Raw genomic sequence first — 24,432 nt, 5'->3', positions numbered from 1 at the left:
ACCCCGAACCACCCCAGGCGCGAACCACCCCAGCCGCAAGACTTCCTGCACCGCGCGCCGTCGATGCCCCCGATGCCCCCGATGCCCCCGATACCGCCAAAGACCGCCGCGCTCAGCGCCCGACCCGCACGCCTCACTCCGTCGCGATAGCCCCCAGCAGATCCAACCGCGCCGCCCGCCTCGCCGGGCGGGTCGCGGCGGCGACACCCGCGAGCGCCCCGGCACCCAGGATCAGCGCCAGCGTTCCGGGCGAGACCGCGAAGCCGATGGCCGTCGAGCTGCCGGCAGCGCGCACCAGGGCCCAGGCCAGGAACGTGCCGAGTGCCACGCCGCCCAGTGTCCCGAACAGTGCCACCAACAACGACTCCCACCGCACCAGTGCCCTGGTCTGCCTCCGCGTCAGTCCCACCGCGCGCAGCAGGCCGAGTTCGCGTGTCCGCTCGTGCACCGACAGCGCCAGCGTGTTCGCGATCCCCGCCAGTGCGATCACGATCGCCAGTGCCAGCAACACGTACGAGATCGTGAGCACCACATCGACCCCGGACGCCTGTGAATCCGCGTACTGCTGCCGGTCCTGCACATCCGGGCTCCCGTAGGGCACCACCGCTGCCGTCACCGCCGGACGCGCCGCCGCCACCGAGGTGCCCGGCGTCAGCTTCATGATGACCGAACTGTCAGTGACCTGGTTCGCGTGTGCCGACCATGCCGCGGCGTCGATCAGGTACCCGTCGAGGGACCCGCGCGGCCCGTAGACGAAGCCCACCGGGATCGTGCTGGTCGTGCCGTCGGGGAAGACCATCGGGACCGGGCTCCCCAGCGGATGCTTCTTCGCCTCGGACGCCGAGACCCCGAGCGCGCGGCCCCCGGCCAACGCCGCCACCGACCCGGCCCGCACGTCCAGCGACATCGTCTCGTTCAGCTTCCCGGTGTCGGCGAACGTCACGTTCGTCGCGGACCCGGCCACCGAAGCCGTCCCCTGGCCGATCCCCACCGCGGCCTCGATACCGGGCACCTTCTGCAGATCGGCGGCCAGCTGTGGGCTGAGCCCGCCGCCGCCGAACGCCGGCGCGGACACCGCGAGGTCCCCGACGAACGACCGGTCCACATCAGACTTCAGCGACGCCTTCACCGACGTGGCGAACACCGTCAGCAGCGTCACCACCGCGACCCCGACCATCAGCGCGGTGGCCGTCGCCGACGTGCGCCGCGGGTCCCGGGCAGCGTTACGGCGCGCCAGGACACCAGTAGTCCCCGCCAGGCGCCCACCGACCGTGACCACCGATCCCAGCACCCGCACCGCTCCACGCGCCGCGACCGGCCCGAGCATCACCACACCGACCGTCGTGGCCGCGGCCCCGGCGCCGACCACCGCGAGCGACCCGCCGGCGATCGCCGACGCCACGCCGCCGACCAGCAACACCCCGCCGATCGGGCTCCGCACCCGGCTGAACCCGGACCGTGTCTCCCCCACCGACGCCTCCCGCAGCGCCGCCAACGGCGGCACCTGCGAGGCCCGCACCGCAGGCGACAGCGCCGCCAAGGCGGTCACCCCGACGCCGACCACCAACGCCAGCGCGATCGTCGTCCGCGTCACCGCCAATCCCCCTGCGGGCAAAGCGAATCCGGCCGCGTCGAACAGCGCCTTCAGCGCCTGCGCGATCCCCAGCCCGCCGACGACGCCGGCCGCCGAGGCCGCCAGCCCCAGCGCCGCCGCTTCGATCAGCGACGACCACAGCACCTGTCCCCGCGACGCGCCCAACGCCCGCAACAGCGCGTTCTCCCGGGTCCGCTGCGCGATGAGGATCGTGTAGGTGTTGTGGATCGAGAAGGACGCCACCAGCAACGCCACCGCCGCGAACACCAGCAGGAAGCCCTTGAAGAACGTCAGGAACGCCGACCCGATCGCGTCAGTCGTCGCCTTCGTGTATTCCGCGCCGCTGATCGCCGAGACCCCCGGCGGGAGCATCTTCGAAACAGCGGCGACGACAGTGGCCTGCGATACGCCGGGCTTGGCGGCGATCAGGATCTCCGAGGCCTGCCCGGGCCGCGCGAGGTACTTCTGCGCGACCGCCTGCGTGAACCCGGCGTACGTCACCTGACCGATCCCGTTCTGCGTCCCGAATCCGGCGATCCCGACGATCGTGATCCGCACCGGAAGCGGGGTCTGCACGATCGTGGTGTCGCCGATCTTCAGATGTGCGGAGTCCGCCGCGCCCCGGTTGATCACGGCCTCGACCGGCTGCCCGGCCGGCACGTCGCGCGGCGCGCGCCCGGCGAGCAGGTGGTACGGGTTCAAGGCGGCGGACGGGATCCAGTTGCCGGCCGTGCGCGGCGGCCCGTTTCCGCCGACCGCCTTGCCGTCGGCGCCGAGCAGTTGGCCGTAGCCGACGATCTCGGGCTGAGCGTCGGCCACGCCCGGCACGCCGCGCAGCGTGTCAGCGAGCTGTGATGACACCGGGGCCCGCAGGCCGCCGAAGGCCGCGCCTCCGTTGGTGGAGATCAGTGTGTCCGACTGGACGACGGCCGAGACGCCGGTGTCGGCGGACGCGAAGAGGTTCGAGAAGTTGCGGGAGAGAGTGGCGTTCAACGTGAGGGTGCCGGCCAGGAAGGCGACGCCGAGGAACACCGCGAGGAAGGTGCCGATCAGCCGGCGGCGACGGGCGGTGAGGTTGCGCAGCGCGATGGTGAGCATGTCCGTCAGTCCCCTTACTCGCCGAACCGCTGCATGCGGGCCAGGACCGCGTCCCGGGTGGGCAGCTCCAGCCGGTCCACGAGCCGGCCGTCGGCCAGGAACAGGACCTCGTCGGCGTAGGCGGCGGCCGACGGGTCGTGGGTGACGAGCACCAGCGTCTGGCCGAGGCTGGTGACCATGGTGCGCAGCAGGCCCAGAACCCCGGCCGCGGAACGGGAATCGAGGTTGCCGGTGGGTTCGTCGGCGAACACCACTTCGGGGCGCGAGGCCAGAGCCCGGGCGACGGCCACCCGCTGCTGCTGGCCGCCGGAGAGTTCGGCGGGGCGGTGCTTCAGGCGGTCGGCGAGGCCGACAGTGCTGATCACCGTGTCCAGCCATTCCCGGTCCGGGGCGCGGCCCGCCAGATCCAGCGGGAGGGTGATGTTCTCCGCGGCCGAGAGCGTGGGCAGCAGGTTGAAGGACTGGAAGACGAAGCCGAGCTTCTCCCGGCGCAGCAGCGTCAACTGCTTGTCGGAGGCGGCGCCGAGTTCGACGTCGCCGACGTACACCTCGCCGGAGGTGAGCCGGTCCAGCCCGGCCAGGCAGTGCATCAGCGTCGACTTGCCGGATCCGGAAGGGCCCATGATCGCGGTGAACCGGCCGGCCGGCAGCGCGACCGTGACGCCGTCGAGGGCCCGGACGGCCGCGTCGCCGCCGCCGTACTGCTTGACCGCCGCCACCGCGCGGGCGGCGGGCACCGTGCTGGTGCTGGAGCTGGAGCTGGAGCTGGTCGTGGTGGTCATACCGTCGATTCCACCTTCGGCACGCCTGCGGTGTAGTCGTACGACGGGAGGCTTCGGGGGTACTTCTTCCGGAGACAGCCGGACGGCGCGACCCCCGGCCTGCGCCGGATGATCGCGCCGTTCTCGCGCCTGGCACTAGTCCTTGTCGAACTGCAGCAGGACCGTCACCGCGACCGCTACGCCGACCAGCAGCTCCAGCCCGGAGGTGAAGGCATGGGTGTAGGCGGCCGGCGTCGTCGAGGAGCCGAGCGCGGAGTAGAAGACGATCCCGATCACCGCGACCCCGACCGCCCCGCCGACCTGCATCACCGTGGACACCACGCCCGAGGCGGCGCCGGTGTGGTGCGGGGCGACCCGGCCCATCGCGCCGGCGGCCAGCGGGCCGATCGCCAGGCCCATGCCCGCGCCGTCGGCGGCCAGCGCCGGGAGCATCCACAGCAGCGAGCCGTGGGTGCCGGTGAGGTGGATGGTGACGATCAGGTCGAGCAGGCTGACGGCCATCAGCGCGGTGCCCACGGCCGCGGTCTGCCGGCCCAGCCGCACGGCCAGCTTCTGCGCGACCATCGAGGTGAGCAGGTAGCCCAGGCCGATCGCGGTGAAGACCAGTCCGGCGTGCAGGGCGTCCAGGCCCCGGCCGAGTTGCAGGTAGAGGGCGAAGACCAGGAAGAACGAGCCCTGACCCATCCAGAACACGATCTGGGCGATGATGCCGCGGGTGAAGCCCTTGGTGCGGAACAGCGCCGGGTCGACCAGCGGCGACTTCTGGGCGGCGGCGAGCCGGCCCTGGTGCCAGCCGAAGACCCCGAACAGCACCAGCGCGGCGCCGAAGCTCAGCCAGGTCCACAGCGGCCAGCCCTGGCTCTGCCCCTGGATCAGCGGCAGGACGGTGGCGACCAGCGCGGCACTGACCAACGCGACCCCGGGAAGGTCCAGCCGGGTCCGGGCTTCGGCCTTGGACTCCGGCACGGCCCGCGGCACCAGCGTCAGCGCCAGCGCGCCGACCGGGACGTTGATCAGGAAGCAGCTGCGCCAGCCCAGGCCGGCGAAGTCCATGTCGATCAGCACCCCGCCGATCAGCTGGCCGAACACCGCGGCCAGGCCCATCGCCAGGGCGTAGGCGGTGAAGGCGCGGACCCGCTTGGCGCCCTCGAAGGCGGTGCCGATGATGGCCAGCGTCTGCGGGCTCAGCAGCGCCGCACCGACGCCCTGCACGATGCGCGAGGCGATCAGGAGGTCCGCGGTCGGCGCCATCCCGCAGGCGGCCGACGCGGCGGTGAACAACGCCATGCCGAGCGCGTACATCCGGCGGCGGCCGAACATGTCGCCCAGCCGGCCGGCGGTGATCACGCCGGCGGCCACGGTGAGGCCGTAGCCGGCGACGATCCACTGGATCGCGGCCGGGGAGGCGTGCAGATCACGCTGGGTGGCCGGGATGGCGACGTTGACGATGAAGATGTCGAGGGTGGTCATGAAGATGCCCGCGAGCAGGACCAGGAGGGTCAGGTTCTGGGCTCGGGCCGTTTCGCGGCTGGTGCCGGAGGCGGATGCGGGCGCTTGCGGCGCCGTGCTCGCCGGTGTCGCCGGCCGAATCGCTGTAGTGGTCATGGCCTCAACGATGGCCTCGCGGGGGTCATGGAGACGATTACCTGGCAGGTAATCGCGAGGTCATGGGCCCGGACCGCATCGTTGAGAGCAGAAGCCGCCGGGCAGACCGGGGGCCGGAACGGAAGGCACAGCCATGACCGACATCAAGAACCTCATCGACGGTTACATCGCCGCGTGGAACGAGACCGACGAGGCCGCCCGGGCCGCGAAGGTCGCGGAGGTCTTCGTCGAGCAGATCGAGTACACGGACCCGCTGGCCTCGGTGCACGGCCACGATGAACTCAGCACCCTGATCGGCGGGGCGCAGGCCCAGTTCGCCGGGCTGACGTTCCGGCTGGCCGGCGAGCCGGACGCGCATCACGACGTGGTCCGCTTCACGTGGGAGCTGGCGCCGGGGGCCGGGGAGGCGCTGGTGGTCGGGTTCGACGTGGCGCTGATCGCGCCGGACGGGCGGATCGGGGCGGTGGCCGGGTTCCTGGACAAGGTTCCCGCGATGTGAACCGCGTGAACGCTCAGGAACGCTCAGGGGCGGCTGGTCGGGAGCTTCGGCTCCGACCGCCGCCCTCGGCGTTTTTTTTGGGGGCGCGCGGCCCGGCTGCTTGCTTCAGGTGGTTCCTCGGTCAGCTACCTCAGTGCTTTGAGGTGGTTGCCGTCTTCGGCGCAATCGCCGGCAGCTGTGCCCCGGTCGGCGTGGGTGTCCCGGGCGCCGGGTTTGCCGGGTTCGCAGGGTTCTGGGGCGTTTGCGTTCCCGGCGGCGTCGTCGTCCGCTTGGCCTGCGGCGTCGCGGCGTCCAGCGCGGCCCCGACCACCAGCGGCTGCGGCCGGGTGGCGCCCAGGTAGTCCGCGGCGCCGATCGGGTCGAAGCGGATGAAGGCACCGGTGTGCGGGGCGTCGATCATCACGCCGCCGCCGACGTAGATGCCGACGTGGTGGATGCTGCCGGGGTCGGACAGGTCGGTGGCGTAGAAGACCAGGTCCCCGGGCTGGAGCTGGCTGGTGGAGATGTGCGGGCCGGTGTACCACTGCTCGGAGGCGGTGCGCGGCATCTGGATGCCGACCGAGGTGTAGGCGGCCTGGACCAGGCCGGAGCAGTCGAACTTGCCGTCGGTGCCGTCGCCGCCCCACTCATAGGGGGTGCCGAGGCGGTTGTAGGCGTAGGCGATCGCGCGCACGGCCAGATCGGACGGCGCCATGACCGGGTCCGGGGCGCGGAAGGCCTGCTCCAGCGCCTCGATGTTCTTCACGTAGTCCTGGGTCTGCGAGTAGGGCGGGATGCCCTGGTACTGCTCGACGGCGCCGGGACCGGCGTTGTAACCGGCCAGCATCAGGCCCACCGCGTCACCGCCTATTCCGGAGAGCTGGTGGGAGATGGCGCAGTCGTAGCGCGCGGCGGCCGGGATCGCGTCGGCCGGATTGCGCGGATCCTGCTTACCGTCGCCGTCCTTGGGGGAAGACCAGTTGGGCCATGTCCCCGGCATGAACTGGGCGATCCCTATGGCTCCGGCCGAGGAGACGATGGTCGGGTCGAAGCCTGATTCCTGATACAGCTGCGCGGCCAGCAGTGAAGGGGTCAGGGTGGGACACATGTGCCCGTACTGTTCCATCAGCGCGGCGTCGGCGGCCGGGACCGTGCCGTCGGCGATCCGGCCGACGGGGCTCACGGTGGAGCTGCCGGCGGCCACGCTCATAGTGCCGACGACGATCGCGCCTACCAGAAGAAAGGGGGTGGCCACCAATGACGCGCCGACGACGATGGATGTCTTCATCAGGCCTCTTCCTCCCTTCAGTTGATCATCGGATCAACCGATAACCAAGGTGTGCCGCGGACGGATAGAGGAAAACGACACCATAGACAAGGTATCTGCCGTCCGCGTCATCCTCGTAGACTGAGTTCCCTACGCTACCGGCAGTGACACCACATCGTGAGTACGACGAACACCACCGTTATAACCACAGGACTGGAGGCAGGCGGTCATCGTGTCTGCACTGCAAGCTCTGCATGGCGCGGCGCACACCGTGGCCACGTTCCTCACCGACACCCCGACGCCGGCGCCCCCGTCCGGCGGCAACGACATCAACACGATCATCGGCGGGATCGCCCCGAACTGGGGACCCTTCGGCAAGGTCGGCAACGAAGCCAGGGTGATGATCGAGGTCATCATGGCCACGGCGATCATCATCTGCCTGGGCATCGCGGTCTGGGGCGCGGCCAAGCAGCGCATCGGCGCCACGGCCCTGCGCGACACCTTCTCCGCCGAGCAGGGCAAGGGCCTGATCGTCGCCGGCCTGACCGGTGTGTTCATCATCGGATCCCTCGGAACCCTGTTCACCATCGTCTACGGCATGGCGATCTGACCGACCGCCGCGGCCGACCGGAGGCACTGCCACCACGCGCCGCCCGGCAAACCCCGAAGAAGCCATCCGGGTATTTGTTAGGAACTGGTGGCCCGACACGACGACGATGTAACACGACCGGGACGTCCGGGGTGGGGAGACTTGAACATGGTTATCGACGGCGGTAGCGGCGGTCCGGGCCGCACAGGCGACGGCGCCCCGCGCCGCGGCCGGCCCGGACGCGCACCGCGCATCGAGCAGCCGCAAACCGTCATCCGCCTCCCCAAAGACCCCTACGAAGGCGAGTTCAAAGCCCCCCGAGGACGCCGCGGCCGCGGCGTCCTGGCACTGGCCGCACTGGTCGTGGTGGTCGCCGTCATCATCGCGATCAGCAGCAGCAAACACAACAACAGCGCCGCCAGCCAGGGCGCCAGCACGGGCGTCGGGGGCGGGGTGCCGCCGGCGACGGCCACGGTGGGGCAGAGTGCTCCGGCGAGTGCGCCTTCGAGCCCTGCGTTCCCCGCGCAGAACGGTGATGTCCTGACCGGCTACCCGGACACGCAGGACGGTGCCACGGCCGCCGCGGCCAACTTCGTCGCCGCCTATGGCTCCGAGGCGATGATGACGGCGGATTCCCGCCACAAACTGGTGCAGGAGATCGCCGACCCGGCCATAGTGAACACCCTGCAGCAGCAACTGGACCAGGCTTTCTCGCTGGCCGCGCAGGGCTTCGGACTGGACAAGAACGGCAACGCGCCGACGGGTCAGAGCTTTGTGAGCCGGGCGGTGCCGTTCGGGACCACGGTCGCGAACTACAGCCCGGCGAAGGCGACGGTCGCCGTGTGGATCAACATGATCTCCGGAACGGCGGGCCAGGGTTCGACGCATCCCGTATCCGAAACCTGGAGCACGGTCACGCTGAACCTAACTTGGGTAAACGGAGACTGGAAGTGGAGTAGCTTCACTCAGGCGGATGGCCCCACGCCGGTCCCGGCCGGACAGCAGGTGTCCTCGTCTAGCGACCTCCAGAAGGCCGTCCAGCAGTTCGCGAGGCTCCGCTATGCCCCATGATTGGCTCACCGCGCCAGCCGATCCGTGCGCGCTGCTCACGGGCAAGCTCAAGGACGCCTGCGAGAACACCCAGCAGATGGTCGGAGGCACCCCCTCCCCACCCGGCCAGGGCGGCGGAGGCGTCACCACCGGCGACGCCATCACCGACCCGCTGGGCTCCATCGCGCGTGGCTGCGCGGAGGCGGCGCAGTGGGTCATCAACAATCTGTCGGACGCCATCTCCAAGACCGCGACCGTCAACTTCACCAACCTGGGCTTCCTGAAGCAGTACGCGATCGTCTTCGCCGCGTCGGCGATCCTGACCGTATTGCTGTGGCTCAGTTCTGTTGTGAAGCGGGCGGTGCGGGGCGACTCCATCGTCACCGCGATAGGTGAGGCGACGGGCTTCTTGTGGATGGCCGTGTTGGCTTCGGCCTTCACGCCGGTGATCCTGGCCGGGATGGTGAAGATCACCGACAGTGTGTCCGACGCCATCGGGAACGGGTCCACCGCGGATCGGAATGGGTTCCTGGCGTCGTTTTCGCATGCGCTGGACCCGAATTCCGGGTTGGGCGGCGGGCCGATCATGCTGATCTTCGTGTCCGTGATGTCGATGATCGCCTCGGCTTTGCTGTGGCTGGAGCTCATCATCCGGGCCGCGATGCTGTATGTCGGCGCCGCGTTGGCGACCGCGGTGTACGCCGGGTTCGTCGACCGGGCCATGTGGGGGCACATCCGGCGGTGGGTCGGATTGATGATCTCGATCGACCTGGTGAAACCGATCATCGTGATCGTGTTGTCCTTGGCCACCGCCGTGTCCTCCGGGCCGCAGGACTCGTTCAGCGCCGTGTTGAGCGGGCTGGCCATCATGATCCTGTCGATCTTCGCCTCGGGGCTGGTCTACCGGTTCGTGCCGGCGTTCGGCGACGACATGCTGACGCTGCAGAAGGAGCGGGCGGCGAAGATCGGGAAGGCGGCCATCACCAGTGCCGCGTTCACCTCGCCGGCCGGGACGATGCGCAACGGGATGGCCGCGCATGGCAACCGGATGGGCGGGGCTTTCGCCGGCGGTGGCGCCGGGAACATGGGCAGCGCGATCACCGGGATGTCGGTCGGCGCGCTGGCCGGTGGGGCCAGTGCGGCGGCCGGGATCGCGGCGCACACCGGCCGGGCCCTGACGGTGCGGCCCGGGGCCGACGGCGGCCAGGGCGGCGCCGGCGGCGGCAACGCCGGGAGCGCCGGTGGCGGCGGCAACACCGGCGGTGGCGGCACCGGCGGCTCGGCGACCTCCGCCTCGCGCCTGCAGGCCGCGCACGCCCCGGTCGTGCCCAAGACCCCGCCGCCCCCGCGCGGCGGTTCGTGACCGAGCCCGGTGAGGAGGCAGGACCAGATGAGCGAGCACGCGGGCTCGAACACCGAAGAATTCGTGTTCTGCGATCCCGCTTTCCGCTTTTCCCAGGTAGCGTCGAGGAGAGAACCCGGCCGCGCACCACGATCACCTGTACCTCCGCTGGAAGGCACCGCCGTGAGCACCACGCCAAGCAGTGACGACCGCCTCGCGGCGGCCGGTTCCGTGACCGGGGGCCGACGGGGGGCGCGGCCGTGAGCACCGCTCAGCAGGAGCCTCCCCAGTACCGCCGCGCCTACCTGCTCGGCAAGGCCAAGCCGAGCGCGCTGATCGGCCGCAACCGCGAGACCGGCGAGATCGGCGTCATCGTCATCTGCTGCGGCATCTCGCTGCTGTCCGGCTTCTTCGTGCCCACCACGTTCCTGAAGGTCCTGGGCATCCTGGCCGGCCCGGCGCTGGCGCTGGTCGTGGTCTTCATGCCCTACAACGGCCGCACCATCTACAAGTGGTTCGAGATCAACCGCTCCTACAAACGGCTCCTGCGCTCCCCGCAGGCCGCCTGGCGCTCCCGCGCCATGGAGGCCGGCACCCGGATCGACGGCGCCGAGGTCGAGATCGGCCCGCCGCCGGGCGTGGGCCGGCTGCGCTGGCTGCGCGCGCAGTTCGGGCCGGACGAGATCGCGGTCCTGATGCACCTGGACCGCCGGACCGTGACCGCCACGCTGGAGATCGAGGGCCCCGGCGTCGGGTCGCGCGACTCCGAGGACCAGGAGTCGCTGGTTGACCGGTTCGGGACGCTGCTGCGGCACGTGGCCAACGGCGACGGCTTCGTGACCCGGCTGCAGATGCTGGCCCGCACGCTGCCGGCCGACCCGGACGCGCACGCCAAGGACGTGGCCCGCCGCGGCGACGAGCACTCCCCGCAGTGGCTCCAGGAGTCCTACGAGCACCTGCTGTCGATGGTCTCGACCTCCTCCGAGCAGCACCGGGCCTATCTGGTCGCCTGCATGCCCTACACCAAGGACCTGGCCTCGGAGGCCTACGTCATCGGCCGCGGCGCCGTGGACGTCGGGCTGGGCATCATCATGGCCCGCGAACTGGCCGACATCTGCGCCCGGCTGGCCGACGCCGACATCAAGGTGCGCCAGCCGCTCGGTCCGGTCGCCCTGTCCTCGCTGATCCACTCCATGTACGACCCCGACCACCCGATCGACCACCTGCACGCGATGTCGCGGCGCAACGCCTGGCCGGCCGAGCTGGACGCCACCCACCCGCAGTTCCTGATGGCCAAGACCCGGGAGTCGACCACCGCCGAGCCCTGGTGCCACGCCACCGCCTGGATCAAGGAGTGGCCGCTGACCCCGGTCGGCGTGAACTTCCTGGCACCGCTGCTGGTCCACACCCCGGACGTGATCCGCACAGTCGCGGTGACGATGGACCTGGAACCCACCGACGTGGCCATCGAGCGGATGCTCACCGAGAAGATCAACACCGATGCCGAGGCCTCCCGGCAGGCCAAGCTGGGCCGGGTCGACGACCCGCGCGAGCGGGCCCACGCCGGCCGCGTGGACCAGCGCGGCGAGGACCTGGCCTCCGGCGCGGCCGGGGTGAACCTGGTCGGCTACATCACCGTTTCCTCCCGCGGCCCGGACCCGTTGAACCGGGACAAGCGCACGATCCGGGCCTCGGCGGGCAAGTCGTTCCTGAAGCTGGAGTGGTGCGACCGCGAACACCACAGGGCGTTCACCAACACCCTGCCGTTCGCGACCGGGCTGCGGAAGTAAGGAGACTGATACGTCATGGCCGGACGCTCGATCATGGACTCCCTGACCGAAGGCTTCGCCGCGCTGGTGTTCGGCAAAGTCGAGACCGCCCGCCCGCCGGTGCGCACCTCGTCCTCGCAGGCGCAGGCCGTGTACCTGCCGACCGCGGCGCCGGGCCTGGGCGACTCCGGCGTCATCATCGGCCGCGAGGTCTACTCCGGCAAGGGCTATGTCTACGACCCCTTCCAGCTCTACGGCCAGCAGCTGCCGGCCCCGCACTGGCTGGTGCTCGGCGAGTCCGGCAACGGCAAGTCGGCGCTGGAGAAGACCTACGTGCTGCGCCAGCTGCGCTTCAAGGACCGCCAGGTGGTGGTGCTGGACGCGCAGGGCGAGGACGGCGTCGGCGAGTGGCACCTGATCGCCCAGTCGCTGGGCGTCACCCCGGTCCGCCTGGACCCGCACGGCGTGCACGGCGACAGCATCTGCCTCAATCCGCTGGACCCCGCGATCGCCACCACCGGCCAGCTCGCGCTGCTGCGGACCATAGTCGAGGTGGCCCAGGGCCGGCCGCTGGACGAGCGGGCCGGCTACGCGTTGAAGGCCGCGCACCTGCGGGTCGGCGACGCGGCGCTGAAGTACGGCCGCCAGCCGATCCTCTCGGACGTGGTCGAGGCCCTGCGCACGCCGTTGAACAGCGCCGCCGAGGACATGAACGTCACCATAGAGGACGTGCAGGCCTGGGGCCTGGACGTCGCGCTGGTCCTGGACCGGCTGGTGGACGGCGACCTGGCGGGCATGTTCGACGGGCCCACCACTCAGGGCATCGACCTGGACTCCCCGCTGATCGTCTTCGACCTGTCGGCCATCGACCGCAACTCGATCGGCATGCCGATCCTGATGGCCATCGTCGGCGTCTGGCTGGAGCACACCTGGCTGCGGCCGGACCGGGTGAAGCGCATCCTGCTGGTCGAAGAGGCCTGGCACATCATCAACTCGCCGTTCGTGGCGCAGCTGTTCCAGCGGCTGCTGAAGTTCGGCCGGCGCCTGGGCCTGTCCTTCGTGGCGGTCGTGCACCACCTGTCGGACGTCGTGGACGGCGCCGCGGCCCGCGAGGCGGCGGCGATCCTGAAGATGGCCTCCACCCGCACCGTGTACATGCAGAAGGCTGATGAAGCCCGAACTACCGGCAAGGTGCTGGGCTTACCACGCTGGGCGGTGGAGATCATCCCATCGCTGACACCGGGCATCGCGGTCTGGGACGTGAACGGCGACGTGCAGGTGGTGAAGCACATCGTCACCGAGCACGAACGCCCGTTGGTGTTCACCGACCGCGCCATGACGGAGACCTCCGCGGAGGCCGCGGCGATCCTCGCCAGTGCCACCGCCGCCGCCCTGCCGGCCGGGACCGCCGAGGAAGAAGCGGCGGCACTGGAGGCGGCCGAGGCGGAACGGTTGGCCGCGTTGCCGGCCCCGGCCACGCCGGTACGCGCGATCGCGGCGGGCAACCAGCATCCGCTGCCGCGCCGCGAGGAGCGGTGGGAGGTGCAGCCGATCACCGACGACGGGGACGACGAGCTGACAGCCATCGCCGGGACGCTGTTCGGGAAGAAGGCCGAGCTGCCGTATCACACGGCCGGTGAGCCGCCGGAGGTCTGGGACCGGTAGCCGACCGCTCGCTTTACCCGGCCATCGATCGGGTTGGCGGCAATCGACCGGGTTGCCGGTAGATGTACGGACTACTGGCTATCAACCGGTCAGGCCGCGGCGGGTTACCGGCATTCCACCGGATTACCGATAGCCGGGCGAACAGCCGCCGCCTAGCATGGCTGCATGATCGCCTTGCTGTCCGCACCGACCAACCTCGGCCTGCGTCCCCTGCGCCCGACCACCGTCCCCGGCACTGCCAAGGCGCCGGAGGCGTTACGCGAGGCCGGTTTGTACGCCCGCTTCGCCGAGCTCGGCGCCCGGGACGCCGGCGTGGTGCTCCCCGGCCGCTACGAGGACGACGCGCGCCCGGGACGCCTGCGCAATCAGGACGCGATCATCGACCATTCCCGGCGGCTGGCGCAGCGCATCGGCAAGATCCGCGCCGAGGGTGACGCGCCCCTGGTCATCGGCGGCGATTGCAGCCTGCTGATCGGTTGCGGCCTGGCGCTGCGTCCGACCGGCCGCTACGGCCTGGTGCACCTCGACGGCCACACCGACTTCCGCAACCCCGGCAACTCCGACGCCTGCGCCTCGCTGGCGGGCGAGGACCTGGCCGCGCTCATCGGCCGGCACTGGCCGGCGATCGCCGACATCGACGGGCTCGGGCCGTACTTCGATCCGGCGGACACCGTGCACGCCGGATGTCGCGAGGACGACCAGGAGATGGCTGAAGTCCAGGAAGCCATCAGCCTCACGATCCGCGCCGCGGAGATCCTCCAGGACGGCGTCGCCGCCACCGCCGCCCGCATCCGCGCGCAGCTGGACCGCGCGGAACTCCACGGCTACTGGCTGCACGTCGACGTGGACATCCTCGACGGGGCCGTGATGCCCGCGGTCGACAGCCCCGATCCCGGCGGCCTGTCCGCCGACCAGCTGGCCGGACTGGTCGCCGCCCTCGCCCCCGGCGCGGTCGGCGGGGACGTCGGCGTCTTCGACCCCGATCACGACCCGGACGGCCGCTACGCGCGGCTGCTGGTCGACGTCCTCACCGAGGGGTTCGGCCATCTCGGACAGGGCCGCCGATACTAAGGGTTCTCATACAGCAGGATCCTTCAGCAGGATCCTGATAAGCGATCACCGCCGAACCCACAGCGGTCCGCGACCGACGTCGCGGACCGCGTGTTATCAGGTCCCTGGTAACGGGAAGTCCAGTAATCGGGCCGCCTGCTCCTCACTCCGGCACGGCCAGACATCCCCGCAGGTGCAGAACCGCGGTCCCGCTTCCCCGTCCATCCCCCGCACCTCGACCTTGCGATGCACCGCGAACAGCACCCCCACCCAGTTCCGGTAATCCGGGGAGACGTGACCGTCAAGACTTGCGACACTCATATATGTCCTCCAGTCTCCGCGACGTCGAGCGACACCGTCTTCCAGACACGGTGTCCAACGACGGTGAGCCGTGCGGGTGACGGGTGATTTCTGCGACGGGAGTTGCTGCATGAAGTACCGCATCCTCGGGAGTGACGGTCCGCGGGTTTCGGCTTTGGGACTCGGCTGCATGGGTATGTCCGAGTTTTACAGCGTCACACCCGAGTCCGAAGCGGAGTCGATCTCGGTGCTGCACCGGGCGATCGACGATCTCGGGGTGACGCTATTGGACACCGCCGACATGTATGGCAGGGGCGAGAACGAGAAGCTGGTCGGGCGGGCGCTGACCGGCGGCCGCCGGGACAAGGTGGTGCTGGCGACGAAGTTCGGCATCCACCGCGATCCGGAGACCGACGAGCGCACCGTGCGGAACGACCCCGAGTACATCGGCACCGCCGTCGACGCCTCGCTGAGCCGGCTCGGCGTCGACCACATCGACCTCTACTACATGCACCGGCGCAACCCCGACGTCCCGGTCGAGGAGTCGGTCGGGGCGATGGCCGAGCTGGTGCGGGCCGGCAAGGTGCGCTACCTGGGCCTGTCCGAAGTCAACGCCGAGACGCTGCGCGCCGCGCACGCCGTGCACCCGATCACCGCCCTGCAAAGCGAGTACTCGCTGTTCACCCGGGACATCGAGGCCGAAGTGCTGCCGACCGCACGGGAACTCGGGATCGGCGTGGTGCCCTACTCCCCGGTCGGGCGCGGACTGCTGACCGGCGCCATCACCTCGTTGGAGGGCCTGGCCCCCGACGACTTCCGGCGCGACAACCCGCGCTTCTCCGACGGCAACCTGGAGGCGAACCTGAAGCTGGTGGCGGAGCTGCGCGCGGTCGCCGAGGAGACCGGGCACACGCCGGTCCAGCTGGCCCTGGCCTGGTTGCTGGCCCAGGGGCCGGACCTGGTGCCGATCCCGGGCACCAAGCGGATCAAGTACCTGGACGAGAACTCGGCCGCGGCGGACATCGAGCTGACCGCCGGGCAGCTGGCCCGGATCGAGGCCGCGGTGCCGCACGGCGCGGCTTCCGGGGAGCGTTACTCGCCGACCTCCGGGCAGCGGATGGAGTCCCGCTGAGAAATCCCGCTGAGAAGTCTCGCCGAACAACAGCCGAACAGCTGCCGAACCGATGCCGAGCGAGCGCTGAGCAGGCGCCGGAGCAGGCGCCGGAGCAGGCACTAAGCGTCTGCTAAGCCGAGCAGCCCAAGTCCGATAAGGCTTCGACAAGCCCCATCGGCTGTGCAGTAAGGCCCCCTGAGGTACCCGAGGGTCGTACCTAAGGTACCTCAGGGGCCAAGGACTGGCCTGTTGCCTCATGTGTAGGGGGTGCCTCCCGCCGGAGACTAGTACACGTCACCGAAGTGGGATCGCACGAGAGGCTGCAACCGAAACCATGAACAACACCGTCTACACCCTTGAGATCGCCAACGCCCGCCGTGCCGAGCTGATCGAGCAGGCTCGCCGCCACGGGCTGGCCAAGCGTGCCCGCCGGACCACAGACAATTGCCCGGACAAGGTACATACCGTGCACGCAGTATCACGTTCCGGTGAAAGGTCGATGACCTGAGCGGGACCCCTGTGCGATGCTCGACCATGTGTCGATGCGCCAGGTGAGCCCCGTCTTCGTCGGCCGCGGGCCGGAGCTGTCCAAGCTCCGGTCGCTGCTGGCCAGCGCCTCCGGGGGCGAACCCGCGGTGGTGGTGGTCGGCGGGGACGCCGGAATCGGCAAGTCCCGGCTGATCGAGGAGTTCGTCCGGCCGCTGCTCGACGCCGATCCGACGCCCGCCGTCGCGGCCGCGACCACGACCACGGGCGGCACCAAGGCGAACCCGGGGAATCCTGCTGACCGGACCGACCAGAGCCCCGCCACCGACATCCGGGTCCTCATCGGCGGCTGCGCGGAACTCGGCGACGAAGGAGTGGCTTACGCCCCCTTCGTCGCCGCGCTGCGCCAGCTGCTGCGGGACTGGCCCGGCGCGTTCGGCGACGGCGACGGGGTCCGGCGGCGCGAGCTGGCCTGGCTGTTGCCGGAGCTGGCGGAGGGCCTGTCCGGCGACGACTCCCCGCGCGGCCCGATGATGCGCCCGGCCGGCATGGAGCGGCACAGCGACGCGCTCCCGGCCGTGACGCGCGCCGGTGAGCAATCCGTCCGGGGGCACCTGTTCGACGCCGTCCTGGGGCTCCTGGAGGACCTGGGATCGGCCGAGACGCTGCTGCTGGTCCTGGAGGACCTGCACTGGGCCGATCGGTCGACCCGCGACCTGCTGGGTTTCCTGTCCCGGTCGCTGCGCGACTCGCGGGTCCTGATCGTCGGCACCTATCGCACCGACGACCTGCACCGCGGCCATCCGCTGCGGCCGTTCCTGGCGGAGCTGGACCGGATCCGGGGCGCGCGGCGCATCGATCTGGGACCGCTGACCACCGGGGAGACCGCGGAGCAGTTGGCGGCCATCTACGGCAAGACCGGCCGGGATCTGCCGCCGGGGTTCGCCGAGGAGGTGTTCGCGCGCGCCGAGGGGAACCCGTTCTTCACCGAGGAGTTGGCGTGCGTGGCCTCGGACGGGTCGAACCTGATGCCCTCGGACGTCGGCGGCTTCTCGCTCTCGGACACCCTGCGGGACCTGTTGCTGATCAAGGTGGAGCAGCTTCCCGAGCCCACGCAACGGGTGCTGCGGCTGCTGTCGGCCGCCCTGCCGCCGGTCGACCACCGGTTCCTGTTGCTGGTCACCGGGGCCACCGACGACGAGCTCAACGAGCAGCTGCGCCCGGCGTTCCAGGCCCACATCCTGGTCCCCGGCGAGACGCCGACCAGCTACCGGTTCCGGCACGCGCTGCTGCGCGAGGCCGTGCACAACGAACTGCTGCCCGGCGAGCACTCGGCCCTGCACCGCAAGTACGCCGAACTGCTGGAGGACGAGCCCTCGCTGGTCGCGGCCGAAGCGCGGGAAGTCGAGCTGGCGCACCACTGGTATTCGGCACGGGACTATCCGCGGGCCTATGACGCCGCGTTGCGGGCCGCCGAGGCCGCGGACGCGCGGTACGCGTACGTCGAGGAACACCAGATGCTGGAGCGGGCGCTGGACCTGTGGGACCAGGTGCCGGAGCCGGGTCTGGCCTACGCGCGGCTGCTCTACAAGGCCGCCTGCGCCGCGCATCTGGCCGCCGACCCGCATCGGGCGCTGTTCCTCACCGACAAGGCCCTGAAGCGGGTCGACGCGGACCAGGACCCGGAGCTGGCCGCGCTGTTGCACCACCTGCGCAGCCGGGACCACCACATCCTGGGCCGGGGCGACGGGATGGCCGACATCTGGGCCGCGCTGGACCTGGTGGACGGCGAGACCTGTCCGCAGGTGCGGGTGCAGATCACCAACAGCGCCTCCTTCATCAAGATGCTGACATCCGACGACATCGACGCCGCGCTGCGCTTCGCCGAGGAGACCGCGCTGCTGGCCGAGAAGATCGACTCGGATCTGTACCGGATCGCGGCGGCCATCACCAAGGGCACGGTATTGGCCGGGCAGGTCTCCCTCGGCACCCACGAGGAGGGCCTGGCGATCCTGCGGCAGGCCATCATCGACGCGCTGGGCTACGGCGACCCCGGCATCATCGGCCGCGGCTACATCAACCTGTGCAGCGCGCTGGAAACGCTTGACCGGCACCAGGAAGGCGTGCAGGTGGCCCGCGCGGGCCTGGCCGAGCTCAAGCGGCGCGGCGTCCGGCTGCGGGTGGCCGAGAGCATGCTGTGGCTGAACATGGCCGAGTCGCTGATCGCGCTCGGCGACTGGGACGAGGCGCTGGCCGCCCTGAACGCCAGCCTGGACCTGGACCCGCCGGGCATCCACGGCGCCACCACCCACGAGTACCTGGCCGATCTGGCGCTGCTGGCCGGCCGGGGCGAGCACGCCCGCGGCGAGTTGGCACTCGGCGCGCGCATCCCGAGCCGCAACTTCGAGCACCAATACGCGCTGCCGGGCATCCGGCGCGAGATCGAGAAGGCGGTCTGGCTGACCCGCTCGGTCACCGAGGCGCGCACGGCGTTCCAGGCGTTCCTGGACAAGCCGCAGTTCCTCGGCGACGAGCGCTACGCCTGGCGCGTCCTGACCGCGATGGCGATGGCCGAGGCCGACCACGCCGAGACGACCCGCGCCGCGTCCCGTTCCGGCCTGGCCCCGGCCGACACCGCCAGCGCCGCGACGGTGGCCGCCCTGGCCCAGCGGGCCGGCCGGCTCCCCGCGCTGACTCCGAGCCAGGCCGCGGCCGCCGCGCAGGTGGCGGCGGAACTGGCGCGCTGGCGCGGCGTCGCGGGCGCCGCGGAGTGGGCGGTCGCGAGCGAACTGGCGGCGCGCGAAGGCGTGCACGCACATCAGGCCGCGTACATCCACTTCCGTGCCTCCGAGGCCAGCGCCGCCAACGGCGACCGCGAGCAGGCCGCCGAACTGCTGCGGCACGCGGTCCGCGCGGTGGCGACCCTGCCGGCCGGCCCCCTGTGCCAGGAGGTGCAGGCGCTGGCCCGGCGCGCGCGCCTGGACATCAGCGACTGCATGCCCGCGGCCCCGGCACCCGGCGGCCGGGGGACGGACTCCAGCACCCCGCTCGGCCTGACCGCGCGCGAGCTGGAGGTACTGGCGCTGGTCGCACAGGGCTTGTCCAACCGGCAGATCGGCGAGCAGCTGTTCATCTCGACGAAGACCGCGAGCGTGCACGTGTCCAACATCCTGGCCAAGCTGGGCGTGGCCGGGCGCGGGGAGGCCGCGGCGGTGGCGCATCGGCTGCGGGTGTTCGAGGACGCTTAGCGCGGCGGGCAGCGATCACGGGTCGCGGATGGGGCCGTGATCACGGGTCGGGGATGATCGAGGAGCTGGCCGTGGTGGCGCCGGATTCCTCGATGGCTTTGCGGGCCGGGTTCAGGATGCGCACCAGGCAACTCGCCGCATATGCGCAGTACCCGAAGAAGAGGATGCCGATCAGGGCCGCGAGCGACCAGCCGATCCACCGCCGCACGAACGCTTCCAGGAGCAGCACCTGCCCGATCGTCACCGCGGCCGCGATGACCGTGCCGCCCCTCGACGGCAGCAGTGAGCGCTTGGTGTTGAGGATCGGGACACTACTGGCCTTCCTGGTCACGATGACGCTGAAGCGCCCGGTGAGGGTCGAGGCCCCGATGACCGCGATCGCCGTCGCGATCTCCGCCAACCCGGCCCAGGCCAGCCAGACCGGCACATAGGACGCCCCGTTGACCACGACTCCGGCCTCGACGAAGAGCGCGACCCCGCAGACGGCTATCGCAGCGACCGCGATCTGCGCCAGCGCGCTTCTGGCCCAACGGCCGCCTTTGCCGAACGTCGCGCGCTTCCACTGCGACCGTTGCGCGCCGCCGGCCAGGGCATTCATGAGCCGGGCCTGATCGGACCAGGACAGGGAGTCGACCATGCGGCGCTGCCGCTGGCTCCAGCCGACTTCCTCGAACATGAAGTTTCGGAAATCGGCCGCCACGGCCGGCTCTGGCTCCCAATCAACAGCGGCCACCAACGCGAGCGATTCGATGAGCGCCCGGCCCCGGCCCCGGGACCACGTTGCGGGGACGTCGGTGCCCAGCGACAGTGCCAACACCAAACGGAAGTCGAGCGCACCGAGCCGATCCGGAATGTCATCGGGCTCTGATTCCCCGAGATGCTCGGCGACGAGCGATTCCTCGATGTGTTCGGCGATGAGCGCCACCGTGGCGATCATCGCTTCGTCAAGGCTGAACGGCTGCCAGATCCACTCTCGGCCCTTCGCCTTGCGCACCGGTCTTCCCCGCGCCTCGACGGCGACCGCGAACGCCGAATCGCTCAGCAGGCAACCGAGATGCCAGGCCGCGCGCCTGGCGGTGGATCCGGAATCCTCCAACCTCCCGATCACCGCCCCGAGCGCCGCCGGAGTACCGATGGCGACGATGTCGTCGAGCGCGTCGGCGTGGCCCTCTGCGGCGCGATCGGCAAGGCTGGGGATGGCGAGATCGCCCATCGAGCGCAGCGCGGAACGCGCCGAGGCGTCAGTGGCGGCGAGCCCGGCCAGGAACTCCGCGACGGATCCGTGGCCCGACAAGGCCAGGGCCTTCACCAGGGCACCGCGCGACACAGTCTTCTTGCCACCCGCCGAAGCCCCGGCGGCTCGGGCCATCTCCATCAACCGCCCACGGATCCGGGCACTGCGCGGGCCGCTGCCGGCCATCGCGTTGCCGAACGCCACCGACACCTGCGCGCGCACCGACCGGCTGACCGCGGACAGGCTCGGTATGAGCAGGTCCACGACGGCCGTCACCGTCGCCTCGTCCACCTTCGTCGCCGCCGCGGCGCACTCCAGTGCCAGCACCTGCTCGCCGACCGAGCCACGCTTCATCAGTTCCTTGATTAACGGCACGGTGTCCCGGTCGGCTTTGCCGCACCACAGGATCACGGTCTCGCGCCAGGCATTGGGGTCGCGGTCATACCGTTCGAGCAGGCCCTCGCGATCGTCGCGCAGCTCGACCGCCGCCAGGTATTCCTGGAATGTCAGGTGCCTGAAGGAATAGCGCGGTGCCACGCCGCCGGTGGCCACCAGCAACTCGGTGCGTTCGGCGAGTTCCCGCAGGAGCTCCTCGCCGTCCTTGTCGTCCAGATCGATGGCCGTGGCCACGGACCGGATGTACGCCAGGGCCTCGTCGTGCGCGATGCTGAGGCGGTCGCCGTCCCCGCCGGCCCGGTCCTGCAACAGCAGCGCCAAGCCGCGTAGCACCGCCAGCTTCTTACTCGCCGGGAACTGCGAGCGCCCGCGCTTGAGCACATCGTCGCGTTTGACCAGGTGCTCGATCGCGGTGTCGTAGAACTCCGCGCGCGAGGCCGGGAGCGTGATCCGCGCGGCGGTCAGCCAGGCCATCATCGAGAGCATCAGTGGGCTGCGGGCCAGGCGTTTGAGCGTCCCGTTGGTGCCCAGCGCGAGGTACAGGCGCTCCTGCGCGGCGTCATCGAGCCCGGGCCACCTGGCCAGCAGCCGGCGGATGGTCGCGTCATCGAGCTCGGCGACCCGGACCACGGCGCCGAAGTCGAGCTCGCCGCGGTACAGCGAGGCGCGGCAGGTGACCACCACCTGGCAGCCGTCGTAGCGCTGGGCGAAGTCGCGCAGCAGGTCCACCACCCGGTCCAGGCGGTCGGAGGTGACCTCGTCGAGGCCGTCGAACAGGACACTGAGCCGGCCGTCCTGAAGCGCCTTGCGCGCGAAGCCGGCCGCGCCCCGGAAGCGGTGTGTCTCCAGGAACGCGATGACCTGCTCGGTGAGATCGATCCCGGCGGCGTCCAGCGCGTTCAGCCGGCGCAGCTCGACCACTACCGGGACCACGCTGCGCCGGGTGGCGCGGCCCTCGGTCCACTTCATCAGCGAGTGCTTGAGCAGCATCGACTTGCCGGCCCCGGCCTCGCCGGTGACCACCGTGCGGCGGGAGCCGCGGATCAGCTCGTACAGGTCCTCGCGATCGCCGCCCTCGGCCGCCTCGCGGTGCAGCGGGACGTAGACGTCGCGGACGTTGACCGGCTCGGTGCCGAAGCCGAGGGTGTGCTCGCGGGCGTAGCCGGCGGCCGAGCGCTGGTAGCGCCGGATGCGCCGCAAGCTGGAGGAGCGCAGGACGGCCAGGTGGTCGGCGAGCCAGGCTGCCAGGCCGGTGCCGGCGCGGGTCAAGGACGGTGCCAACAGTTGTTTGACGGCCCAGGCGAACAGGCCGGCCACGGCCAGGGCACTGACGGCGGCCAAGACGACACCGGTCAGCAGACCGCTCTGGTGCGTTGATGCTGTGGCCGCCGCTGTGGCCGACGCCGCTTCGGTTCCTGCCGCCACCCCCGCTGCGGACCCTGACACGCTTGGCTCGCCTCCCCTGTGAACCGGTCCCAGGACACCGCTCCCCCGGGCCCGTACGGTCCCCGACTACTGCCCGCCCACGGCGGTGGTATCCGCGGTACCGCGATCGGCCGAATCATATTCGTCCCCTGAATCCCTGGGAAGGTACGCGGTCACCTCCCGCGATCGGCCGCCAACGCTCCGCGATCCCTCATTCGGATGGATCGCCCCGCGCCGTTCCCGTGAGGCGCCCCGGGAGAGGTCCAGACTGATCTGAATCGCGCGAGGCTTCTTCATGATCCCCAGCGCGTCGCTGCGCCGTCCGTCGAAAGGCCGCCATGAAGTCACCGGTCATGCCCGCGATCGAGGAGCTGCTGCACGCGGCGTTCGACGCCGCGCCGATGCCGGCGGTGCTCGCCGACGGCCCAGGTCACCTGCTACTGGCCGCCAACGAGGCGTGCCAGGCCGACTTCGGGGCGGTGGCCCTGCGCCGGCCGGTCGAGGAAGTGCTGCCGGAGTTGACGGCCACCGGTCTGCCCGCGGCGCTGGACCAGGCCTACGACACCGGGCGTCCGGTGCTGTTGCACGACCGGCTGGTGCGCCGGCACGGCGGGGACCGGTACTACACGCTGGTGTGCGTGCCGGCCCGCGGCGGGGTGGCCGTGTTCTGCCGGGACGAGACCGAGCGGGTACGGCGGGAGCAGGCGCTGCTGGAGGAGGAGACCCGCAACCGGAACATGGCGGTGATGCTCCAGCGCTCGTTGCTGCCGCAGCGGATCGTGCAGCCCGACGAGATCCGGCTGGCCGCCTGCTACCTGCCGGCGCTGGTGCGGTACGAGGACGCGTCACTGGACGCCGAACCGGTGCTGGAGGTCGGCGGGGACTGGTACGACGCGATCCCGCTGGGCGCCGGACGGACCGCGCTGGTGGTCGGCGGCGTGACGCCGCAGGCCGGGGGCGTCGGGGTGCGGGCGGCGGCGGTGATGGGGCGGCTGCGCGCGGCGGTGCGGGCCTACGCCTCGCAGAACCTGCCGCCCGGCGAGGTGATGTACCACCTGGACCGGCACGCGCTGGACTTCGACGGCGAGCGCACCGGCTCGCCGGTGGCGACGCTGGTGTACGCGGTGCACGACGCGGACAACGGCTCGCTGACGTACGCCAACGCCGGGCACTTACCCCCGCTGTTACGCCTGCCGGACGGCTACGTGGCGGTGCTGGACGGCGCTTCGGGGCCCTCGCTGGGCAGCGGGGACTGGACCTGGCAGGAGGCCGCGGTGGCGGTGCCGCCGGGGTCGTATCTGGCCTTCTACACGCAGGGCCTGCTGGAGCGCGGCACCAGCGATCTGCGGCGGGTGTTCGCACGGGCGCCGGAGGAGGAGCCGCCCCGGCCCGGCGCCGGCCCGGTGGACCTGGTGCGGGACCACATCCTGGCCTCCATCGACCCGCTCTCGGTGTCCAGCGGCAACCTGGACCCCGCCGGCGCGGTGCGCACCGACGACGTGGCACTGCTGGTGGCGCACGTCCCGGCCTGGACCGGCGCGCACGCGGCACTGTTCCGCTCGGCATCGGTGGAGCTGGTCGGCGGCCCCGAGATCGCCGCGCACGCCCGCAGCTACACCGCCGGCGTCCTGACCACCTGGGGCGTCGCCGACGACCTGACCGACACCGCGGTCCTGGCGGTCAGCGAACTGGTCGCCAACGCCGTCACCCACGGCGCCGCCCCGGTCGTGCTCCGCCTGCGCCGCACCGACCGCCGCCTGATCATCGACGTCGCCGACCAGTCCGACCATCTCCCCCGCCGCCGCCTGGCCCGCGAGACCGACGAGGACGGCCGCGGGATCAGCATCATCGCCGCCGTCGCGGCGGCCTGGGGCGCGCGTCCGCTGCCGGAGGGGAAGTCGGTGTGGTGCGAGTTTGAGTTCTAAGCGGACACAACTCGC

General features: G+C 71.0%; 17 protein-coding genes. 11 read left to right on the top strand and 6 right to left on the bottom strand.

The window, feature by feature from the left end; genetic code table 11:
• Positions 1 to 133: 133 nt before the first annotated feature.
• The 3 genes from KGQ19_RS14510 to KGQ19_RS14500 all read right to left on the bottom strand — a co-directional run bounded on the left by KGQ19_RS14510 (position 134) and on the right by KGQ19_RS14500 (position 5,079).
• Positions 134 to 2,692 (bottom strand): ABC transporter permease, encoded by a 2,559-nt coding sequence (locus KGQ19_RS14510; RefSeq protein WP_212009650.1) that lies wholly within the window; start codon positions 2,690 to 2,692, stop codon positions 134 to 136.
• Between the two features lie 14 nt (positions 2,693 to 2,706).
• Positions 2,707 to 3,474: an ABC transporter ATP-binding protein gene (locus tag KGQ19_RS14505; RefSeq protein WP_212009649.1), complete on the bottom strand. Its 768-nt coding sequence runs from the start codon at positions 3,472 to 3,474 to the stop codon at positions 2,707 to 2,709.
• 135 nt (positions 3,475 to 3,609) lie between these two features.
• Positions 3,610 to 5,079: an MFS transporter gene (locus tag KGQ19_RS14500; RefSeq protein ID WP_212009648.1), complete on the bottom strand. Its 1,470-nt coding sequence runs from the start codon at positions 5,077 to 5,079 to the stop codon at positions 3,610 to 3,612.
• A gap of 133 nt (positions 5,080 to 5,212) precedes the next feature.
• Between KGQ19_RS14500 and KGQ19_RS14495 the strand changes: the two genes are divergently transcribed.
• Positions 5,213 to 5,578: a nuclear transport factor 2 family protein gene (locus tag KGQ19_RS14495; protein WP_212009647.1), complete on the top strand. Its 366-nt coding sequence runs from the start codon at positions 5,213 to 5,215 to the stop codon at positions 5,576 to 5,578.
• 130 nt (positions 5,579 to 5,708) lie between these two features.
• Here the strand turns inward: KGQ19_RS14495 and KGQ19_RS14490 are convergent, their stop codons facing one another.
• The gene (locus KGQ19_RS14490) at positions 5,709 to 6,845 is read right to left on the bottom strand and encodes a C40 family peptidase (protein WP_212009646.1); all 1,137 of its coding nucleotides are present in this window, start codon (positions 6,843 to 6,845) and stop codon (positions 5,709 to 5,711) included.
• A 250-nt stretch (positions 6,846 to 7,095) separates the two neighbouring features.
• Here KGQ19_RS14490 and KGQ19_RS14485 point away from each other — a divergent pair, with 250 nt between their 5' ends.
• The 6 genes from KGQ19_RS14485 to KGQ19_RS14460 all read left to right on the top strand — a co-directional run bounded on the left by KGQ19_RS14485 (position 7,096) and on the right by KGQ19_RS14460 (position 14,310).
• A complete protein-coding gene (locus KGQ19_RS14485; protein ID WP_194892784.1) occupies positions 7,096 to 7,434 on the top strand; it encodes a DUF8827 family protein in 339 nt (112 codons plus the stop codon).
• A gap of 147 nt (positions 7,435 to 7,581) precedes the next feature.
• On the top strand, positions 7,582 to 8,484 hold the full coding sequence (locus KGQ19_RS14480) for a DUF8175 domain-containg protein (RefSeq protein ID WP_212009645.1): 903 nt from the start codon (positions 7,582 to 7,584) through the stop codon (positions 8,482 to 8,484).
• Entirely contained in the window at positions 8,474 to 9,826 is a 1,353-nt protein-coding gene (locus KGQ19_RS14475) for a hypothetical protein (RefSeq protein WP_212009644.1), read from the top strand. The genes KGQ19_RS14480 and KGQ19_RS14475 overlap by 11 nt, the downstream gene beginning before the upstream one ends.
• A gap of 239 nt (positions 9,827 to 10,065) precedes the next feature.
• The gene (locus KGQ19_RS14470; protein WP_212009643.1) at positions 10,066 to 11,595 is read left to right on the top strand and encodes an SCO6880 family protein; all 1,530 of its coding nucleotides are present in this window, start codon (positions 10,066 to 10,068) and stop codon (positions 11,593 to 11,595) included.
• 15 nt (positions 11,596 to 11,610) lie between these two features.
• On the top strand, positions 11,611 to 13,239 hold the full coding sequence (locus tag KGQ19_RS14465) for an ATP-binding protein (RefSeq protein ID WP_230418643.1): 1,629 nt from the start codon (positions 11,611 to 11,613) through the stop codon (positions 13,237 to 13,239).
• A gap of 165 nt (positions 13,240 to 13,404) precedes the next feature.
• Entirely contained in the window at positions 13,405 to 14,310 is a 906-nt protein-coding gene (locus KGQ19_RS14460) for an arginase family protein (RefSeq protein ID WP_212009642.1), read from the top strand.
• A gap of 96 nt (positions 14,311 to 14,406) precedes the next feature.
• Here the strand turns inward: KGQ19_RS14460 and KGQ19_RS14455 are convergent, their stop codons facing one another.
• Positions 14,407 to 14,610, bottom strand: coding sequence for a hypothetical protein (locus tag KGQ19_RS14455; protein ID WP_212009641.1), 204 nt, complete (start codon positions 14,608 to 14,610; stop codon positions 14,407 to 14,409).
• A 109-nt stretch (positions 14,611 to 14,719) separates the two neighbouring features.
• Between KGQ19_RS14455 and KGQ19_RS14450 the strand changes: the two genes are divergently transcribed.
• From KGQ19_RS14450 to KGQ19_RS51870, 3 genes are all read left to right on the top strand, one after another.
• Positions 14,720 to 15,721 carry an aldo/keto reductase gene (locus KGQ19_RS14450; RefSeq protein ID WP_212009640.1) on the top strand — a complete coding sequence of 334 codons (1,002 nt, stop codon included), beginning with the start codon at positions 14,720 to 14,722 and terminating at the stop codon, positions 15,719 to 15,721.
• Positions 15,722 to 16,037: 316 nt separating this feature from the next.
• Positions 16,038 to 16,211 carry a hypothetical protein gene (locus KGQ19_RS14445; RefSeq protein ID WP_212009639.1) on the top strand — a complete coding sequence of 58 codons (174 nt, stop codon included), beginning with the start codon at positions 16,038 to 16,040 and terminating at the stop codon, positions 16,209 to 16,211.
• Between the two features lie 34 nt (positions 16,212 to 16,245).
• A complete protein-coding gene (locus tag KGQ19_RS51870; protein ID WP_212009638.1) occupies positions 16,246 to 19,437 on the top strand; it encodes a helix-turn-helix transcriptional regulator in 3,192 nt (1,063 codons plus the stop codon).
• Positions 19,438 to 19,477: 40 nt separating this feature from the next.
• On the opposite strand, the gene KGQ19_RS14435 is transcribed toward KGQ19_RS51870, so the two are convergent.
• Entirely contained in the window at positions 19,478 to 22,513 is a 3,036-nt protein-coding gene (locus KGQ19_RS14435; protein ID WP_212009637.1) for an NACHT domain-containing protein, read from the bottom strand.
• A 317-nt stretch (positions 22,514 to 22,830) separates the two neighbouring features.
• Between KGQ19_RS14435 and KGQ19_RS14430 the strand changes: the two genes are divergently transcribed.
• Entirely contained in the window at positions 22,831 to 24,417 is a 1,587-nt protein-coding gene (locus KGQ19_RS14430) for an ATP-binding SpoIIE family protein phosphatase (RefSeq protein ID WP_212009636.1), read from the top strand.
• Positions 24,418 to 24,432: the final 15 nt, after the last annotated feature.

Origin of the sequence: Catenulispora pinistramenti, assembly GCF_018274385.1 — a bacterium.
GTDB lineage: Bacteria > Actinomycetota > Actinomycetes > Streptomycetales > Catenulisporaceae > Catenulispora > Catenulispora pinistramenti.
Note: the sequence above shows the minus strand (reverse complement) of the source record. Positions and strands in the feature narration are given on the sequence as shown.

Excerpts from the sequence above, each read along its gene's own strand:
- KGQ19_RS14500 (WP_212009648.1), bottom strand. The coding sequence starts at position 5,079 with ATGACCACTACAGCGATTCGGCCGGCGACACCGGCGAGCACGGCGCCG.
- KGQ19_RS14455 (WP_212009641.1), bottom strand. The coding sequence starts at position 14,610 with ATGAGTGTCGCAAGTCTTGACGGTCACGTCTCCCCGGATTACCGGAAC.
- KGQ19_RS14460 (WP_212009642.1), top strand. The coding sequence starts at position 13,405 with ATGATCGCCTTGCTGTCCGCACCGACCAACCTCGGCCTGCGTCCCCTG.
- KGQ19_RS14505 (WP_212009649.1), bottom strand. The coding sequence starts at position 3,474 with ATGACCACCACGACCAGCTCCAGCTCCAGCTCCAGCACCAGCACGGTG.
- KGQ19_RS14445 (WP_212009639.1), top strand. The coding sequence starts at position 16,038 with ATGAACAACACCGTCTACACCCTTGAGATCGCCAACGCCCGCCGTGCC.
- KGQ19_RS14465 (WP_230418643.1), top strand. The coding sequence starts at position 11,611 with ATGGCCGGACGCTCGATCATGGACTCCCTGACCGAAGGCTTCGCCGCG.
- KGQ19_RS14450 (WP_212009640.1), top strand. The coding sequence starts at position 14,720 with ATGAAGTACCGCATCCTCGGGAGTGACGGTCCGCGGGTTTCGGCTTTG.
- KGQ19_RS51870 (WP_212009638.1), top strand. The coding sequence starts at position 16,246 with ATGCGCCAGGTGAGCCCCGTCTTCGTCGGCCGCGGGCCGGAGCTGTCC.
- KGQ19_RS14510 (WP_212009650.1), bottom strand. The coding sequence starts at position 2,692 with ATGCTCACCATCGCGCTGCGCAACCTCACCGCCCGTCGCCGCCGGCTG.
- KGQ19_RS14490 (WP_212009646.1), bottom strand. The coding sequence starts at position 6,845 with ATGAAGACATCCATCGTCGTCGGCGCGTCATTGGTGGCCACCCCCTTT.
- KGQ19_RS14480 (WP_212009645.1), top strand. The coding sequence starts at position 7,582 with ATGGTTATCGACGGCGGTAGCGGCGGTCCGGGCCGCACAGGCGACGGC.
- KGQ19_RS14475 (WP_212009644.1), top strand. The coding sequence starts at position 8,474 with ATGCCCCATGATTGGCTCACCGCGCCAGCCGATCCGTGCGCGCTGCTC.
- KGQ19_RS14430 (WP_212009636.1), top strand. The coding sequence starts at position 22,831 with ATGAAGTCACCGGTCATGCCCGCGATCGAGGAGCTGCTGCACGCGGCG.
- KGQ19_RS14495 (WP_212009647.1), top strand. The coding sequence starts at position 5,213 with ATGACCGACATCAAGAACCTCATCGACGGTTACATCGCCGCGTGGAAC.